This is a genomic window from Sporosarcina pasteurii, assembly GCF_041295575.1.
Lineage (GTDB): Bacteria > Bacillota > Bacilli > Bacillales_A > Planococcaceae > Sporosarcina > Sporosarcina pasteurii.
This window is the reverse complement of sequence record NZ_CP160452.1, coordinates 987,006-1,003,803: the sequence shown is the minus strand read 5'-3', so window position 1 is coordinate 1,003,803 and position 16,798 is coordinate 987,006. Positions and strand designations below refer to the sequence as shown.

The following is a 16,798-nucleotide window of genomic DNA, read 5'->3' as shown; positions in this document are numbered from 1 at the left end:
TCAACATTGAGAAGGATTTGAATTTCCTTTAAATGCAAAAGCATACCCTAAACTTATGATGCCTTATCAGATTCCCCGGCCCTTATTTGGTGCCGATTTTCGCAACTTTCAACAAAGTTTTCGATGAAATACGGCCACTGAAAGCAATCACTTTATCACGGACGGAAATATTATTTCTTAAACAGTATCCGTTAATTTTATGAAGTGCGTTGTGTCGACCGATATCCATTCTTGCCAGCACAACGCCATTTTGATCACATAAGGCAGCATTATGGACACCCCCCCGTATTGTGAAGTGTCGCCGCCGTTTTCTCCATTTCTTCCATCAAATAAAAACATTCCTCGGGACTCAGCGTGATGTGTGTCTCGATCATTTGTTTTGCAGTTCCTTGTAATGCATTAATGGAAAAATCTATGCTCGGTAGAACTTGGCATTACTACAGTTGGATTTATCCGCGGGGAATCATATAATTTATATACCCATCCGGAAAGGATTGTTTTTTAACTAACAATTACAATCACTATGGGTTTATTTCTACGTTAATAAGTTCCCCAAAGTAAACGATAAAAAAACGTAATCTAATTATTATTTGTGGATTGCGTTTTATTATGACGCCCCAGAGAATTCCCAAATATCAATAACTGGACGGACACCATGAAAACACCCCATCGTATTGCGATAGGGTGTCGATTCCTTACGAAGGTCAGTCAATCCGATGAACACCAGTTTCCTTTGCTGCTTTACTGACTGCTGTCGCAACTGCTTTCGTAATGCGGCTGTCGAATGGTGCTGGGATGATATAATCTGCTGTCAATTCTTCTCTCTCTATTAAAGAAGCAAGCGCATAAGTGGCAGCCAACTTCATTTGTTCATTAATATCGCTTGCTCGAACATCAAGTGCACCGCGGAAAATGCCTGGAAACGCTAGCACGTTATTCACCTGGTTAGGGTAATCCGAACGACCGGTTGCAATGACGCGAGCACCGAATTTCTTAGCTCTTTCCGGTGAAATTTCCGGCACAGGATTGGCTAGCGCAAACAGAATTGATTCATCATTCATACTTTTAACCATCTCTTCCGTTATTAGATTGGCAACTGACACGCCCACGAAGATATCGGCTTCCTTCAAAGCATCTTGTATAGATCCTATTATCCGATTTTCATTTGTCAATTTAGCGATTTCCTCTTTTACTGAGTTCATTCCTTCGCGGCGCCCTTCATAAATAACCCCTTTGGAATCGCACACAACAATATGTTGAAAGCCCATTTCTATCAAATGCTTGATAATGGCAACACCTGCCGCACCAGCGCCGTTAACGACGATTTTGACTTCATCTATTCTTTTGTTTGTCAGTCTTAATGCATTCAGCAGGCCAGCGCCGACAACGATAGCGGTGCCATGTTGATCATCATGGAAAACTGGGATATCGCATTCTTCGCGAAGGCGTTTTTCAATTTCAAAACATCTAGGTGCTGAAATATCCTCTAAATTTATACCTCCGAATGTAGGACTCATCGCTTTCACAGTTCGGACAATCTCATCCGAATCTTTCGTGTCCAAGCAAATTGGAAACGCATCAATATTGGCAAACTTCTTTAGAAGTAAGGCTTTTCCTTCCATTACGGGAAGAGATGCTTCCGGACCGATATCTCCTAGCCCTAAAACCGCGGACCCGTCTGTGACAACGGCTACCAAATTTCCTTTGATGGTATATTCATATACCCTGGAAACATCTTTTGCAATCTCGAAACATGGATCTGCGACACCAGGTGAGTATGCCAAGCTTAGATCAATTGTGTTTTCCATAGGAACTTTAGATAAGATTTCCATTTTCCCGCTGTTGTTTCGGTGCAAATCCAAAGCTGTCTCTACTACTTTTGTCATTATTAAAACCCTCCCATCTTACTTCTAAATTGGCGACTGTCCTTTCAACTTATACTGAAATGAAGCTTTGCTTGTTCTAATATCTGCATCTCTTCTGCAGGCAGATCGTCTTCATGATAAATTGCTTCCGCCGGGCAAGATTCCACACAAGCGCCACACTCTATACAAGTGTCAGGATTAATAAAATACTGATTCTCGCCTTCTTCAATACAGTCCACTGGACAAACCATCACACAATCTGTCGCTTTCTCCGTCATACATGCTGTTGTAATTACATAGGCCATATTAGTTCCTCCTTCAAAACCAATTACATAAAAAGTCTGATTCCATTCAAATCATTTGAAATAAGCAATTATGAAATCGGCACTTTTCCCTATCAATCTTTACTTGGCTGCCAAGATGAAAAACGTCTTTCTAGCATTCCCAAGATTCCAGTCAACAAAATCCCTGTCAAAGTTATGACTAACACTCCTACAAACATTCGATCCGTCATCAGGTTTTGACCATCAGTCGTTAATTGGAAACCGATACCTGCTGAAGAAGCAAACAACTCCCCAACTACCACACCAATCAAACCTTGTCCAATGCCTAGTCGAATACCTGTTAAAAGAAATGGTACCGTTGAGGGAAGGGCTATCGTTTTAAAAATTTGCCATTCACTAGCTGTAAAGGTCCGCGCGGCTTTGATTAAATCTTGATCAAGTGTATTCATCGCTTTTTGAGCGCTCATTACAATTGGAAAGAATGCCATCAGAAATACAATTACAATCTTGGACTCAGGACCAATTCCAAAAGCAATAATGATGACCGGTAATAATGTTACTTTGGGTGTTACATAGAGACCCGATATAAAAGGATTAACAATTGCATTGAAAGTCTTGTTCCATCCTGATAGAACCCCCATTGGAATTCCAATCAGCATGGCCAATAAAAATCCAATCCCAAACTCATAGCCACTGACCCCTAGGTTGTTCCAGAAGCTAGGCTCTTGTACCATGACGCCCCCTGCCTTTATGATTGCCAGAGGGGAACTGATAAATAATGGATCAACCCACTCATATCTTGAAACAACTTCCCAACCAATAAAAAATAAAGCAACAGTTGTTACACTAAGCCAGAATCTAAAATCTACTTTTTGTTTTTTTTGTCGGTAACTTTTTATTAAATTCGGTTGAAGTTGAAAGGCTTCATTTTTTTGCACGTTATCCCCCCGTTATATCTTGTTGCAATCCTTGCTTGGATGACTCTTTTTCAATGATCCCCCAAATATAATCCATTAACTTTAAAAACTCTGGATCACGTTTAGTATGAAGATTTCTTGGACGTGGAATATTTACCTCTACAATCTCTACAACTCTTCCTGGTCTTGCGCCAAATACAAATACGCGGTCTGCCAAATAAATTGCCTCATCTATTTGGTGGGTTATAAAGATACTTGTTTTCTTAGTTTCCTCCCATATTCTTAAAATCTCTTCTTGCATAAACTCTCTTGTTTGTGCATCCAATGCTGATAATGGTTCATCCAACAATAAGAGTGATGGCTCTACTGTCAGTGCACGAGCTAAATTCACTCGTTGTTGCATTCCCCCAGAGAGCTCGTGTGGATAATGATTTTCATAACCTTTTAAACCGACCATTTCGATATACCCTTCGGCAAGCTTTCTGGTTTGATCGGTTATTCGCTTTTGAATTTCCAAACCATACAAGACATTATCGAGCACTGTCCGCCAAGGAAAAAGACTAGGACTTTGAAAAACAACTGACCGATCCCTGCCTGGTCCTAAAATTTCTTCTTCGTCTAACAATATCGACCCTCTACTTGGCTTAATAAGTCCTGCTACAGTGTTTAAAAATGTACTTTTTCCACATCCACTAGGCCCAACGATACAAATGAATTCCCCGTCTTCTATTTCCAAATTTATATCGCTTAGCGCCATCACTTCTGCCCCTGTTTTGCTATTCGTATAAGAGACATCTAAAGACCTAGTACGAAGTTTTAGATCAGTATCAACTTCGGTTTTATTCATCCTTCTCCCCCTTTGAAATACTATTTATTTTTCGGAGAACACCTTTTCAACATAGTCATTGGTCCAAATTGCTCCAGGTTTAGTATCATGTTCAATTCCAACACCTGACATTTCCGAAAACTCAATCAAAGGATCTTGGGCATTGCCCCAAGCTTCTTGGTTCATTTCTCCATACCCTTGGAAAGTATCTACCATACCAATCAAGGAATCTTCAAGGATCTGTACCTCAATTCCATCAAAGTAAGAAATAATAGATTTTGCTGTCTTTTTAGGTTCTTCCCTTGCAAACTCTATTCCTTTTCCAATTGCCCTCACTACTTTTTCCGTTAGCTCAGGGTTTTCCTCCATGTATTTCTTTTCTGCAAAAACTACTTCCCAAACCATATTTGCATATTTAGGTTCCTCACTAGCTTTTAACAAAAGGCTACCAACTTCTTGATCTTTTGCCTGTAAAGAAAATGGCGCAGAATTAATACCACCGTCTACAATTCCTTCTTTCATTCCTCCTATTTTGGGACCTACACCGGATAATTTAACTGTCTCAACCGATAATGGATCTTGACCGTGTAATTTCATTAGATAACGCATATAAACATCACCAGAATCCCCCACTAAATTGGTTCCAATTTTCGCCCCATTTAAAACCGCAACCCTATCCGCTAATGATGAATTAGCCGTGACTCCTTTGTCTTTCAAGTATTCATCTGCGACCGCTATTTCAAAAGTGAGGGCTGAATTCAACGATTGAATTGCCAATAATTCTTTATCTGCTTCTAGAGCTGAGAACATACTACGAGGACCAGATATTGCAAATTGCGCTTCACCGGATAGCAATGTAGCAATCACTTGTGCCCCTCCTCCGCCTGAAGCGATATTAGCTTCGATCCCTTCTTCTTCAAAGAATCCTTGTTCAATTGCCACATAAAAAGGGGCTAAAGATAAAATCCGGGACGGTTCCGTAAATGTTATCTTCGTTAACCCACCTGCTTCTGTTTCGTCATTATTACAACCAGCTAAAATTATGAATAAGCAACTTATCATTAGTGCAACAACTATTCTTTTATGCATGTCCATGAATCTCTCCCTTAACTTTAATTTGTAAAATCAATTACACCAACAGAACAAGGAAACTAAATCATATTCGGTTGTCCACCTAGAGAAGTTGAAAGTTTTCTGTAGCCAATGCTTAGTTTACGCTGCAATAAACATTACTGAAAGAAGATGCAGTGATTAAATCGTCTGTATCTCAGATTGATTTTGAAGTTCTTTCCTAGCTTCTTGAACTTCTTTGTTTTCTGTTTTTAGCGTAAACAAGTATGCAATGAATCCTAAAGCAGTAATTGCAATCAACATGATAAGTGAAGGACCGAAGTCTCCCCCGTTAACATCGCGCATCCAACCCATCACATAGCTGGAAAACCCGCCGAATATGTTCGTGAAGCCCATGAGGCCTGCTGCACGACCAGCCGTTTCTGGTGTCGAGAACTTTATAATAAACAAGTTACTTAAGTGAAAGATACCTCCCAATGTTCCCATCGCAAGGCCTAGTGCCAAAGCGGATATGATGGCGACTGAAGTTTGTGTGGAAACCGTCAACAGGATTGCGCAGGAAGCAAACAAGATTGTTGCTATGAAACTAGGACGCTTCGTTTTATCCGCTAAATAACCACAAATAAGAACGAAACTAAGTGCAAATAACCAAGACAAAGAAGTAATCCCTGTCATTGCATCTACATCAAAATTTCTCGCTTGAATCAAGTACGTCGGCAGCCAAATACTTATTCCAAAAAATAAGAAAGAAGTAACAACCATCCCAAACCAAACAATCCAGTAGCGAGAATCTTGAACATAACTTTTCTTCTCTTCTTTAACAGCTGAACTATCAGCTTGTCTTATGTATTCCAATTCTTGCTTACTGATGCCTGGGTGATTTTCTGGTTCATTTCTTGTCAAGAAGATAAACATTGGAATGACAAGAAGTAAATTCAATGCAGCCAATATAAAGAACGTTGCATGCCAGCTGAGGGTGGCAATGATTAATGAAATGAAAACTGCACCGATAGCAGGTCCTGCATAGTTCCCAGATATCCAGGAAGACTGCGCGCGACCCAACTCATTTTTATTGAACCAAGTGGCGATAAATTTTCCACAGACCGGAATCATCATCCCCTCTCCGATTCCTAAGACAATCCGTGTCACCATGAACATTCCATAAGTAGTGGAAAGTCCACCTAATAACATCGTCACTGTCCAGATTGAAACTCCAATGATTGCTGTTTTACGAGCTCCAAACTTGTCGATGAAGAACCCCCAAAAAAAGTTGGAAATCGCATATGCTACCATAAAGATAAAAGTTAAAAAGCCAATCTTCGCGTTCGCATTTGCCCCTGTCATACCAAGATCACTCAAAAATTGCGGATCTGTCTGGACAATTGAAATTCCTAATTTATCGATTTGCCCAAAAAACCAAAGAAAAAAAATGGGTGTCGCGATATAAAGCCACCGTTTGTTGTTTTTCATTTTCATCCCTCCCGTACTCCCTTTAGGAAAACTGCGCTACAGATCTACTAAGCTAAGAATACTTCCTTATCCGCAGCGCTCCCATTTCACCAATAAACATAGCGATTTCTTACAAATAATAATAATCGGTCTAGACCATATCCGAAGAGAGAAATAAAGATCACGACTGCCAAAACTTTGCTTTGGGATAATGAGGCCGATAAATAAATAAGGAAATAACCAATGCCATTATTTGAACTGATCATTTCTGTAAGCACTGCAATAACAACCCCTATTGGAAGCGCGATTCGAAAACCTGTGAAAATCGACGGCATCGTCCCTGGCAAAAACACTTTCCAGAAGAGCTTGCGATCATTCGCTCCCATATTTTGTCCTGACCAAATAAATAAAGGATTTACACTTTTGGCCCCGTAGTATGTGCTCACTACTATTGGAAAAATGCATTCAAGAAAAATAGTGAATATTTTCGAACCCGAACCTAACCCGAATAGAAGTACAAATATGGGATATAAAGCCACTCTTGGTATAGGATAACCAGCCGTAAAAATTGGTTGCATGAGGTCGTCAATGATTGATGACCGGCTCATTTGTATCCCGATTGGAATTCCAATAACCGCTGCCAAGAAAAAACCTGCTAAAATACGATAAAGTGTCACCCCCATATTCGTCCATAACTCACTTGTGACCAGCAGTTCACCGAATACAAGTGAGATTTCTCCAAGACCTGGGAATAATTGTTTCGGAAAAAGACCCGCCAACACGAGTCCCTGCCAGAATAGTGCCATAAGTATTAATGCCAAATACTTCATAATTAAATTTTTTATCGTTTTCATGTGCGTCCCCCCCCTACGTACTGATGTCTACAGTGCTACAATATTTCGAAATAGCAATCGTCATCTCCTATCGATTTTGCCACCATAAGACCCGCTGCCTCAGAGCGATTAACAATCTATCAAAGAGAAAACCTAAGGCTGCGATTACAGTAACCGCGGCGAGGACTATATCCGTTCGGCCATACGCATCAGCGTTCAAAATCATAAACCCCAATCCTTTACCAGTCGACGAGCCAATCATTTCCGATGAAAACATCATGACAAAAGTTAATGCAAGAGCAACACGCCAACCGTCGAATATTTTAGGAAGTGATGCAGGAAGTATAACTCTGTATAACATTTTAAACCTAGAGGCTCCCATATTTTCTGCTGACCACAGATAAAGTTTATTGATTCCTCTGACCCCATCCAAAGTCGCTATAAAACAAGGGAAGAAAGCACTTGTGAAAATAATCAGAATTCTCGTTGTGTCTGTCACACCAAACCAAACTAAGAACACAGGAAGCAGAGCAATCTTTGGGATTGGATTAAAAAATGACACAACTGGATCAAAAAACCTTCCAATCGGCTGAAAAAAACCAGCCAAAATCCCTAGACCAGTCCCAAACAAAACAACTAACAAAAACCCGATAATTGACCTATATAAACTGACTCCTATGTGAGGAAATACTTCGCCGGTCATAAACATTTCACCAATAATCCCAAAGACAACTGCTGGACTGGAGATGTAGGTAGGAAACCAATCTGTCATCGCCAATAGTTGCCATAACGATAAGAAAAGTAGTAGCTCAGCTAAAGAAAAAACTATAAATCGGCTTTTCTTCAAGCTATTTTGCATTGTATCGGCCTCCAATACTTTTCACGTTTTCCTCCTCATGCAAAAGATCCCATATATGATTCCGGTAATCTATAAACTCATAAGACTTCCGAATTGAGACATCACGCCTTCTAGGAAGATCGATTTCCACAATCTCTTTCACGACTGCAGGCCGTTTTGTCAAAACAACGACATAATCACTTAAATAGACCGCCTCTTCAATATCATGTGTCACAAAAATCACGCTTTTCTTCGATTCCGACCAAATTCTTCGAAGCTCCACTTGCATCGTCTCTCTTGTTTGTGAATCAAGTGCCCCGAATGGTTCGTCCATTAGTAGTACTTTAGGTTCGAAAGCGAGCACCCTTGCAAGTGACACCCTTTGCCTCATACCTCCTGATAATTCGGACGGCAGATTGTTTTTGAATTCCCATAGCCCTACAAGTTTCAAAAAGTATTTAACCCGCCTCTGGATTTCATCTTTCGGAAATTTTTGGACCTCCAAGCCCCACGCCACATTGTCATAAACTTTGCGCCAAGGGAAAAGTGTTGACTCTTGGAACATCATCCCACGATCCGGTGCAGGCTTTCCAACTTCTTCTCCGCGAACATTTATTGTTCCAGAAGTTTGTTCGATAAAACCTCCAACAATATGCAGGAACGTGCTTTTGCCACAACCGCTCGGACCGACTACACTTACGAACTCCCCTTCTTTTATATCCAAATTAATTCCTTTAATCGCTTCGACTTCTTCACCTTTACGTTCGAACACCTTACGCAAATTAGATATTTTAATAGCACTTTCTTTAAAGCTTTCTTCACTAGCCGGTCGCTCTTCCTTCATAGTTGCACTTAAGTTCATCTGCGGCACCCCCATAAGTATTTCAAATAACTGGATTCGTTACTTTATTTAATTTGCTAAAAAAGATTCGTCAATCAATGAATCCAAATCAACTTTTTCCTCAATCCATCCTTCTTCCAAAAGTAGATTCTGTACAAAATCCCAACCTTCCCGATCAAAGGAAACATCCGCTGCACGGTGGTAATCTGTCAAGTTGAGATATATTTCCGGTTCCGCTAGCACAAATTCTGCATCCAGTAATGTTTGACGAGCTTCAACTGTGTTTTCAAGATAATACTTTGTCATGAACTGTAAATCTTCTACAAGCGCTTGTACAGCTTCTTTGTTCTCTTCAATAAATGTAGGGTTTAAAAATAGATTAAGAAAATCCTCCTCTACCGGAACACCGTCCTTAGAATTGAATATCGAAGCTAAATCCCCTGAACTTTCCGCCATATCATAAAAAGGTTGCGGGAACATACCAACATCAATTTTCCCACTTCTTACAGCTTCCTCCATTGCAGGAATCGGTAGGACTGCATAGTCTGCATCTTTATCTGGGTTTAAACCGGCTGCCCTGACTCCTGAGCGGACCCACATGTCGCTTGGAGATTTAAAATCCGGAATTCCAATCGTTTTCCCTTTTAAATCTGCCGCTGATTTATATCCCGCTTCTTCTAATCCCATGAAAGTTGAATTAAACCCTTCTGCCATGCTTTCTTTAGCTATATTAGCAACAACTTGCATCTCAACGCCTTGCGCGACTGACATTATTGAAGCGCCCTGTCCCAAAGTTCCACCGTCTATTTGATTGGCACGATAAGCATTCAAACGATCCGTATTCGCCCGGAATTGTTGAAGATCCAGTGTATATTTCTCCCCATAATTCGGTGCTAGATCGGATGCCACTTTGATTAGCCATAAGTTTTCTTCCGTCGCATAGCCAACACCCAATTTTATTTCAACCGGACCGACTTCATTTTCTCCTTTAGCCGAAGCCGTTCCACTCCCTTGATCGTCAGAGCCACATGCCGCCAATAATCCAATCATCAAGACAAAGACAAGTACAGCAATAATTCTTTTCATTCTTATCCCTCCAATTTTCATAGTCAACCTGTGAAATAACTACAAGCATTTTCCTAACTTTTCATTCTCCGATGAATGTCCACTCCCTTGGAGATTAATAACTCAAATCATTTGATCTATCACTAAGACTAGTAATCTGCTAATCGGTTATTAAAATGAGGCGAGTCTTTCAGAAAAATAATCATGTAGAACGATTAACGAATTCCTTAACCATCGACAAAATAAAGTACAGTCTCCATTAGTTCGGCATCTTGAGCCGCACTTATTTATCAAGTACAAATTTTGTATTTTTTATCTTTATGTCATCGCCTATTTCAAAAGACATAAGATCTTCACCAATGATAACTTGGCCATCATATACTTTGCTCGTTCTAACAGCCAAATTGGCCTCTGTGTCAGTTAGACCATCCAGTAACACAATATGCGAATAGACAGCTAGCTTTGGACTTACTTTGCTAAACACCTGTCCAGCTTCTTCAGGCGTGGTATGGAGGTCAAGGATTTTTTGAATGGCCGGCGATTTATTATCCGGTCTGGCTGCCGCGACTTCATGTATGAGCAGGTCTGTCCCCTTGGCAAATTCAATTAGATTTTCGTTATATCGAGTATCGCCAGATATTACTACAGAGCGGCCTTGATAATTTATCCTGTATCCATAACTCGGTTCCATCGGTCCATGATCAACTAGAAATGCAACTACTTCCACCCCATTTGTCTCAAAGACTGTTCCTTGTTCAATATCATGTCCTACTGCATTCAGCCCATTTAGTGGTTTATTCTGATTCTTTTTACGGACTTCGATGTCGGCAATAAAAGCTTCTTCCATCTTTTCCATCATATCCTTAGTTCCTTTAGGCCCCCACACCTCAAATGACATTTCTCTTTTCCCAGCAGTAGGTAATGAACCAGTTAGCCAAACATCCGGAATTCCAATCGTATGGTCGGAATGCAGGTGGGTAACAAACAACTTGTTAACTTTTCCTGGCTGCGTACCTGTTTGACTTAGGCGCAAAGCTGCTCCTCTTCCTGCGTCAAACAACAATTTTTCCTCTCCGACTTCAACCAGCGTCGCCGGTCCAAACCGTTCCATACTCAAAAGAGGTGAGCCAGTTCCAAGAAGGGTAACTTTAAATTTATTCGTCTTTTTTTCCTCTTCCCGCGCTATCTGTTTCTCTTCAGTTAGGTAATTTGTATCGGGTTTCATTTTAGTAGAATCAGTGCCAGGGTCACCACATGCCCCTAACATCCCGATTATTAATCCTAAGAATAGGCCCCCAATAAGTCGCCTCATTTATTCCCCCCTTATATTCTTTTATTGGTTGGATTTATAAGATGCATGCCACTGTCGTGGTCTGAGTAACAATTAATTCCTTTTGTTGGATTTCACAACATTCATTTTCTTAAACTAAACACTCATTTGTAACCGTTTTCACCGCAGTTTATTTAGCTGTCAGAAGAAAGAATCACTCCCAATCCCGCTCTATGTTTTATATACAAAACAACATTTCATCTGTCTTCCTTAAGTAAACTTTACACTTTTCTGAATTTAAAGTCAACAGGGATTTATGAGATTGTAATATAGTATCCTCTATACAACTATCGTATGGATTATCTAATAATTAGCCGGTTTTATAGCCAGACAATGTATTTTTTTCCTAGATTAAGCCATGCACATTGGCCCATCTGGGAAAGTGTAGATAGAAAAAGACGTCATTCCGTTCGTTTTAAATCGAAATGTCGTCTTTTTACAATTGAATTCACTTAGATGTACGATGCCTTAGAACGTCATACCAGGCATCCCTCTCACGCCAAGACCTCCGTCACTTTCTATAACTGTCCCTGTAATCGCTTTAGCGTTATCAGATGCCAATAAGACGTAAGCACCGTTGTGGTCGCTTGCTTCTTGAGCAATTTGCAGTGGGTTTCTGCTCGCAATGTTTTTCTTTCTCGTTTCCGGGTCAATCTTTTTCACGCTATCTTGCAAACACGAGATTGCAGTGATTTCTGTAATCGTTCCTCCAGGTGATACGCCATTCACTCTAATTTCAGGAGCCAACTCATAAGCCAACTCACGTATAAGCCCCACAATCGCATGCTTACTTGCCGTGTAAATAGGTCCTCCGCCATTCGGATAAAACCCGGAATTAGAAACAGTGAAGATGATATTCCCTTTTGTTTTCTTCAGCTCTTCAGCAGCAGCTTTTGCCGCCATGAGGCCGCCTTTCACATTAATATCGAATATGGTTGAAAAAGCTTCATCCAGATGCTCTTCAGGCAGTCGTTCCAATGTAACAAAGCCATCGAACACACCTGCATTCGAAACTAATATATCCAGCTTGCCGAACCTTTTCAGCGTTTTTTGGACAGCTTCTTGATGGCTTGAATATTTTGTGACGTCACCTTTCACCGTTAATATATTGTCTTTAAATTCTTCTTGTAACGCATTCAACTTCTCCTCTGACCTTCCCAAAATACAAACTTTAGCGCCTTGCTGTATATACTCTCTGGCTACTGCTTCTCCAATCCCGTTCGTTCCGCCTGTCACAATTGCAACTTTTCCATCCAATGATTGCGCCACTTTCACACTTCCCTACTATATAAGTAATCTTTCATATAACAACTGAAGCTACCCTAATTTTACGGGTAGCTACATAATTGAATCGTCGTCAAACAAAAATCGCCAAGTTTCTCGTAGCTAAAGAAGTCTGATCCGCTAAGAACCAGCGTGACACTAACTTCCATTTACCGTTTTCATTACGAAGCACATCTTCACGCTCTCCTGAGATTAGGTCAGCAGTCGTATCCGTACTTCTACTTCTATACAACAGCAAATTACTACGTACAGTTACCTCATTTCCCGACACTTCTTTAATCTTCACATTCGACACATTTCTTCTTGTGCGTGACGGCGGCAATTCAGCCCACGCCATATCTGTTTTCAACCGGTCAATCCGGAGTCTCAAAGTTGTTGAATCATCGTCAAAGAGTAATGTCGCTTCTGAGTAATCAGGTTTTGACTCTTCCATTTGGTTAATTCTTAAAGGCATTATATACTTGATTTCTTCATCCAACAGTTCATACCAAGCATCAAAATTCAATTCATCCAAAAGCTCTGCTTCTTTATAGAGCCATTGTTCTATTTCATATTGCAGAATAATTTTTTCCTGCATCCTATTCACCTCTTATTCAGCCGTTATTTGGTCAAGCCAGTTTCTAAAAAATGCTCTTGAGTTCGCCTCATTAAACTTGTCTTTATAGACGATACCTGGACCAACGAAGTTTTCAACTGGCTCTTGGTGCATACCCATCGTATAGTTGTAGACAATGTTCTCTTGCAAGTGATACGGACTCTTACTATTTTGCGTAATATCCGTGAAATTCTCTGTATCATCTTGTTCGAAGATTCCAGAAGAGCCGAATGTTAATGTATTCGCTTGCTCAGACAATCTCTTCCATTCTTCTGGCGCATCTTTTTCAACGAGCACCCAAGCAGAAATCTCCATGGAGTCCGGACCTGTCGGCTTCCAAATCCGAAGGGATGTGTGGGAGACTTGCTGTCCTTTTAATTCCATCGAAGAAATGAGGATCATGATATTCGGGGAAACACACACAATCATGTTCTTCATCTGCTTCAAAATATCGTATTGGTCTTCATGGAGCCGTTCTTTATATTCGTTGATCAGGTTTTCCGGGAACGCAAAACCATCAGGGTTCGGCATACCTAAGTTCAGCCCATGCCCATTTCCTGTATAAATTTGATAACCATATTTCGAGTAATCTCCTGTTGGCACAAGGCCTAATTTTGCAATCGATCCATGAGACACCAATGTATGATAAGAGTCTGAAATTGTATTATCTGACCCCAGCTTCCATGTTCCATCCACATTCCATTTTTGCGGAAGTCCCACAACTTCCATTTCTGCACGGTTAAATGCAAGGTCGAGGTACCATTTAATATCTCCTAAAAACTCATCAAGGGAAACTGCATCATCGTCAAGCGTCGCAAAAATCAAATCAGCATAGACATCATGACGGATTTCCTTCAAGCCCATTGTACTTTTATCCATCGTATCGCCGTAAACAACTTTCTGGAACGGAATTCCAATTAGCTCGCCAGTGTTTTTAAAATTGAACCCATGATACGGACAAGTGAAGTTCTTTTGATTTCCGTTATCCATCCGGCAAAGTTTCATGCCGCGGTGTGTACAAACATTCAGTAACACACGAATTTCACCATCTGCACCATGTGTCACAATGACGCTTTGCCCGCCAAGTTCACGTGTTACAAAATCTCCTTTGTTCGGAATCTCCGACTTATGCGCGATAAATAACCAATCCTTTAAGAAGATTTTCTCCATTTCCAGCTCATAGACTTTTGGATGGGAGAAAATATAAGATGGAATGAGTCCTTCTTCTGGCTTCACTGTGTCTTTTAAGTATTGAATCAGTTCGCTTCTTGTCATTTCATCCAGTCGCGGAACTTGTTTAGTTCTCGTTGTAGTCATTTGAACGACCTCCTTATTTTTATAAGCCAATCTTTATATTCGTTTGTAATTTTTTCAAAGTGCCTAACACACTTAAAGCAGCTAACATACTCGTGTTTGCATTCGTAGGCATCGGCTCGTTTTCTATTTGAAACGTCATAGAGCCAAATGTCCCTTCCGCTTGAATTTGATGATGATTTTTCGTCACCGTTGAATCGGCAATAATGTCAACTTTTGTATTTTCCACTCCAATTCCAGCGAGCGATAGTATAATAGAAACATTAATGTTTTTAGGAAATTTTTCAATCGCTTCCGCAGCGGAACCTTGGAAAATCACTTTTTCCCCTACTATGTTCTCTCCAAATGAATGTGCGGGTTTCCTCGTTGTTAATAAGACACTTTTCAACTCTCCTAATCCATTTGCATTTTGGATAGCATCTATTCCGCCAATTGCACCAGATGGTAGATAAATTGAATGATTGTATTGCTTACCCACTTGTCGCACTTCTTCCAAAAATGCTTCATCAGCGAGTGCTCCGATACTAATGATGATGACTTCTTTTTTCTCAAGCACCTTCGGAACAAACTGCTGAGCTGCCGCTACATTGGCTGCTTCCACTACGATGTCGATACCGGAATCTAGAAATTGATCGATGTCATCAAATAACTCGACACCGTAATCAGCGGCGAGCTGCTCATATTTTTTTAAGTTTCGGACAAATAAGCTTTTCACTGTCAATTCGTCTTTCTGCTTTTGTTGCGTTTCTTCCATGATGAATGTCGCAATGGAACCTGCTCCAATAATACCTATCTTCATTCAGACAACTCCTTAATCAGCGAATCCATATGAGTCCGTGAAATGTTCAAAACCGCCAAATTCGGTCACGCTCGATAGACCACTTTCTTTGATTCCAGGGAAGTCGAGGCGTAAATCTTTGAATATCGTATGATTGTTAAAGAATATAGCACCGGCTTCAATACGATCGGCCAACCTTTTCGCTTCTTCGATATTGGTTGTCAAAATAGATGCCCGTAAACCATATTCGGAATCATTAGCGTAATTGATTACTTGGTCTACATCACTGAACGGCATTACCGGGATGACAGGACCAAATTGTTCTGCTTTCATGATTTCGCTATCCTGATTCACATTTGTAATGATGGCAGGAAGCATGAAGTACCCGTCATCCCATGTGTCTTCGTTCAACTTTCTGCCAAAATAATGTACTTTGGCCCCTTCTTTTTCCGCACGATCAATCAAACCTTGCACGAAACGGTATTGGGACTCATTATTCAATGGACCCATTTTGACATCCGGCTGGATTCCGTTTCCGACAATTGTTTTGTTGAATTCATCGCTTAGTTTATCTAGCAATTCTTCGTATCGTGATTCGTGGACATAAATGCGCTTGATTGCGGAACATACTTGCCCAGCGCCCTTCAATACGCCGTTTCTTATTTTGAGGATTGTTTCCTTATCCAATTTGGCATCGGCCAATATAATGGCGGGGTCATTACCACCCAGTTCCATATTCAGTTTCTTCAACGTAGACGAGGACTTCTCCATCAATACTTTTCCTGTATTCGTGCCACCTACAAACGCGATTGTCTTAATCCTTTCGTCTTTCGCGATGCAATCGCCGATGAGAGCACCTGAACCTGTGACAACGTTCAATACCCCCGGTGGCAGGCAGTTAGCCAACTCTTTCATAAACACCATAATTGTTAATGGACAATCTGTCGCAGGTTTGAAAACGACTGTGTTGCCTGTCAAGATAGCCGGTATGACGCGCTTGAACGTTAAGATCATCGGAGAATTCCATGGGGTGATGATTGCCGTTACACCTCTTGGACGTCGTCGGACTTCGACGTGTTGAGCCGGTCCTGACAAATCTTTCGGCTCATACCAGTTTTTTAAGTTTTCTGGCATCTCTTTTAAAATCTGCACACATCTTTGAATATCTAACTTGCCTTCTTGCAATGTTTTTCCATTTTCTCTCACAAATAAAGTTGTATATTCATTGACACGGTCCTTCACACGTTCCCATACTTGGTGAATACGCTCAATGCGCTTATCCAATGATGTTTGTGACCATGTTGAGTACGCATCCGCCGCAGCCGTAATGGCCTGATCTACATCTTCCTCGGATGCCATTCCGATAAAGCCGACGACATCGCTTTTGACGGCAGGGTTGATGACGTCTTTTTGCTCAGTTAACGTCCACCATTCCCCATTCACCAATATTTTTCCTGAAATCTGCAAAATCGCTTCCGTCTTAGAGACCAAATTTTCTCCCTCATTTC

The 16,798-nt window shown here is 40.7% G+C and carries 16 protein-coding genes and 1 pseudogene; all 17 read right to left on the bottom strand.

Annotation, left to right across the window (positions count from 1 at the left end; genetic code table 11):
- Nucleotides 1-91: 91 nt before the first annotated feature.
- Nucleotides 92-386, bottom strand: a pseudogene (locus AB1H92_RS04570) (formate dehydrogenase accessory sulfurtransferase FdhD); the annotation flags it as partial.
- Nucleotides 387-704: 318 nt separating this feature from the next.
- On the bottom strand, nucleotides 705-1,886 hold the full coding sequence (locus AB1H92_RS04565; RefSeq protein ID WP_115362036.1) for an NADP-dependent malic enzyme: 1,182 nt from the start codon (nucleotides 1,884-1,886) through the stop codon (nucleotides 705-707).
- A 44-nt stretch (nucleotides 1,887-1,930) separates the two neighbouring features.
- Nucleotides 1,931-2,170: a 4Fe-4S dicluster domain-containing protein gene (locus tag AB1H92_RS04560; RefSeq protein ID WP_115362038.1), complete on the bottom strand. Its 240-nt coding sequence runs from the start codon at nucleotides 2,168-2,170 to the stop codon at nucleotides 1,931-1,933.
- Between the two features lie 92 nt (nucleotides 2,171-2,262).
- On the bottom strand, nucleotides 2,263-3,087 hold the full coding sequence (locus AB1H92_RS04555) for an ABC transporter permease (RefSeq protein WP_115362040.1): 825 nt from the start codon (nucleotides 3,085-3,087) through the stop codon (nucleotides 2,263-2,265).
- 1 nt (nucleotide 3,088) lies between these two features.
- Nucleotides 3,089-3,913 (bottom strand): ABC transporter ATP-binding protein, encoded by an 825-nt coding sequence (locus tag AB1H92_RS04550; RefSeq protein WP_115362042.1) that lies wholly within the window; start codon nucleotides 3,911-3,913, stop codon nucleotides 3,089-3,091.
- Nucleotides 3,914-3,937: 24 nt separating this feature from the next.
- Entirely contained in the window at nucleotides 3,938-4,981 is a 1,044-nt protein-coding gene (locus tag AB1H92_RS04545) for an ABC transporter substrate-binding protein (RefSeq protein WP_166739474.1), read from the bottom strand.
- Between the two features lie 162 nt (nucleotides 4,982-5,143).
- On the bottom strand, nucleotides 5,144-6,433 hold the full coding sequence (locus AB1H92_RS04540) for an MFS transporter (RefSeq protein ID WP_115362047.1): 1,290 nt from the start codon (nucleotides 6,431-6,433) through the stop codon (nucleotides 5,144-5,146).
- Between the two features lie 86 nt (nucleotides 6,434-6,519).
- Entirely contained in the window at nucleotides 6,520-7,266 is a 747-nt protein-coding gene (locus tag AB1H92_RS04535; protein ID WP_115362050.1) for an ABC transporter permease, read from the bottom strand.
- A 67-nt stretch (nucleotides 7,267-7,333) separates the two neighbouring features.
- Entirely contained in the window at nucleotides 7,334-8,104 is a 771-nt protein-coding gene (locus AB1H92_RS04530) for an ABC transporter permease (RefSeq protein ID WP_115362052.1), read from the bottom strand.
- Nucleotides 8,094-8,945: an ABC transporter ATP-binding protein gene (locus tag AB1H92_RS04525; RefSeq protein ID WP_243835706.1), complete on the bottom strand. Its 852-nt coding sequence runs from the start codon at nucleotides 8,943-8,945 to the stop codon at nucleotides 8,094-8,096. Before AB1H92_RS04525 ends, AB1H92_RS04530 begins: the two co-directional genes overlap by 11 nt.
- 48 nt (nucleotides 8,946-8,993) lie before the next feature.
- Nucleotides 8,994-10,010 carry an ABC transporter substrate-binding protein gene (locus AB1H92_RS04520; protein WP_166739473.1) on the bottom strand — a complete coding sequence of 339 codons (1,017 nt, stop codon included), beginning with the start codon at nucleotides 10,008-10,010 and terminating at the stop codon, nucleotides 8,994-8,996.
- 262 nt (nucleotides 10,011-10,272) lie between these two features.
- Complete coding sequence (locus tag AB1H92_RS04515) at nucleotides 10,273-11,301, bottom strand: MBL fold metallo-hydrolase (protein ID WP_166739472.1); 1,029 nt, start codon at nucleotides 11,299-11,301, stop codon at nucleotides 10,273-10,275.
- Between the two features lie 486 nt (nucleotides 11,302-11,787).
- Nucleotides 11,788-12,588 (bottom strand): 3-(cis-5,6-dihydroxycyclohexa-1,3-dien-1-yl)propanoate dehydrogenase, encoded by an 801-nt coding sequence (gene hcaB, locus AB1H92_RS04510; RefSeq protein WP_115362056.1) that lies wholly within the window; start codon nucleotides 12,586-12,588, stop codon nucleotides 11,788-11,790.
- An 88-nt stretch (nucleotides 12,589-12,676) separates the two neighbouring features.
- Entirely contained in the window at nucleotides 12,677-13,180 is a 504-nt protein-coding gene (locus AB1H92_RS04505; protein ID WP_115362058.1) for an aromatic-ring-hydroxylating dioxygenase subunit beta, read from the bottom strand.
- A gap of 12 nt (nucleotides 13,181-13,192) precedes the next feature.
- Nucleotides 13,193-14,515 (bottom strand): aromatic ring-hydroxylating dioxygenase subunit alpha, encoded by a 1,323-nt coding sequence (locus AB1H92_RS04500; RefSeq protein WP_115362060.1) that lies wholly within the window; start codon nucleotides 14,513-14,515, stop codon nucleotides 13,193-13,195.
- Nucleotides 14,516-14,534: 19 nt separating this feature from the next.
- Entirely contained in the window at nucleotides 14,535-15,311 is a 777-nt protein-coding gene (gene nadX, locus AB1H92_RS04495; protein ID WP_115362062.1) for an aspartate dehydrogenase, read from the bottom strand.
- Nucleotides 15,312-15,323: 12 nt separating this feature from the next.
- On the bottom strand, nucleotides 15,324-16,781 hold the full coding sequence (locus AB1H92_RS04490) for an aldehyde dehydrogenase (RefSeq protein WP_243835705.1): 1,458 nt from the start codon (nucleotides 16,779-16,781) through the stop codon (nucleotides 15,324-15,326).
- Nucleotides 16,782-16,798: the final 17 nt, after the last annotated feature.

Bases quoted from the DNA above. Each gene is read 5' to 3' on its own strand.
- AB1H92_RS04535 (WP_115362050.1), bottom strand. From the start codon at position 7,266: ATGAAAACGATAAAAAATTTAATTATGAAGTATTTGGCATTAATACTT.
- AB1H92_RS04520 (WP_166739473.1), bottom strand. From the start codon at position 10,010: ATGAAAAGAATTATTGCTGTACTTGTCTTTGTCTTGATGATTGGATTA.
- AB1H92_RS04525 (WP_243835706.1), bottom strand. From the start codon at position 8,945: ATGAACTTAAGTGCAACTATGAAGGAAGAGCGACCGGCTAGTGAAGAA.
- nadX (WP_115362062.1), bottom strand. From the start codon at position 15,311: ATGAAGATAGGTATTATTGGAGCAGGTTCCATTGCGACATTCATCATG.
- AB1H92_RS04530 (WP_115362052.1), bottom strand. From the start codon at position 8,104: ATGCAAAATAGCTTGAAGAAAAGCCGATTTATAGTTTTTTCTTTAGCT.
- AB1H92_RS04500 (WP_115362060.1), bottom strand. From the start codon at position 14,515: ATGACTACAACGAGAACTAAACAAGTTCCGCGACTGGATGAAATGACA.
- AB1H92_RS04560 (WP_115362038.1), bottom strand. From the start codon at position 2,170: ATGGCCTATGTAATTACAACAGCATGTATGACGGAGAAAGCGACAGAT.
- AB1H92_RS04515 (WP_166739472.1), bottom strand. From the start codon at position 11,301: ATGAGGCGACTTATTGGGGGCCTATTCTTAGGATTAATAATCGGGATG.
- AB1H92_RS04550 (WP_115362042.1), bottom strand. From the start codon at position 3,913: ATGAATAAAACCGAAGTTGATACTGATCTAAAACTTCGTACTAGGTCT.
- AB1H92_RS04540 (WP_115362047.1), bottom strand. From the start codon at position 6,433: ATGAAAAACAACAAACGGTGGCTTTATATCGCGACACCCATTTTTTTT.
- AB1H92_RS04565 (WP_115362036.1), bottom strand. From the start codon at position 1,886: ATGACAAAAGTAGTAGAGACAGCTTTGGATTTGCACCGAAACAACAGC.
- AB1H92_RS04505 (WP_115362058.1), bottom strand. From the start codon at position 13,180: ATGCAGGAAAAAATTATTCTGCAATATGAAATAGAACAATGGCTCTAT.
- AB1H92_RS04545 (WP_166739474.1), bottom strand. From the start codon at position 4,981: ATGCATAAAAGAATAGTTGTTGCACTAATGATAAGTTGCTTATTCATA.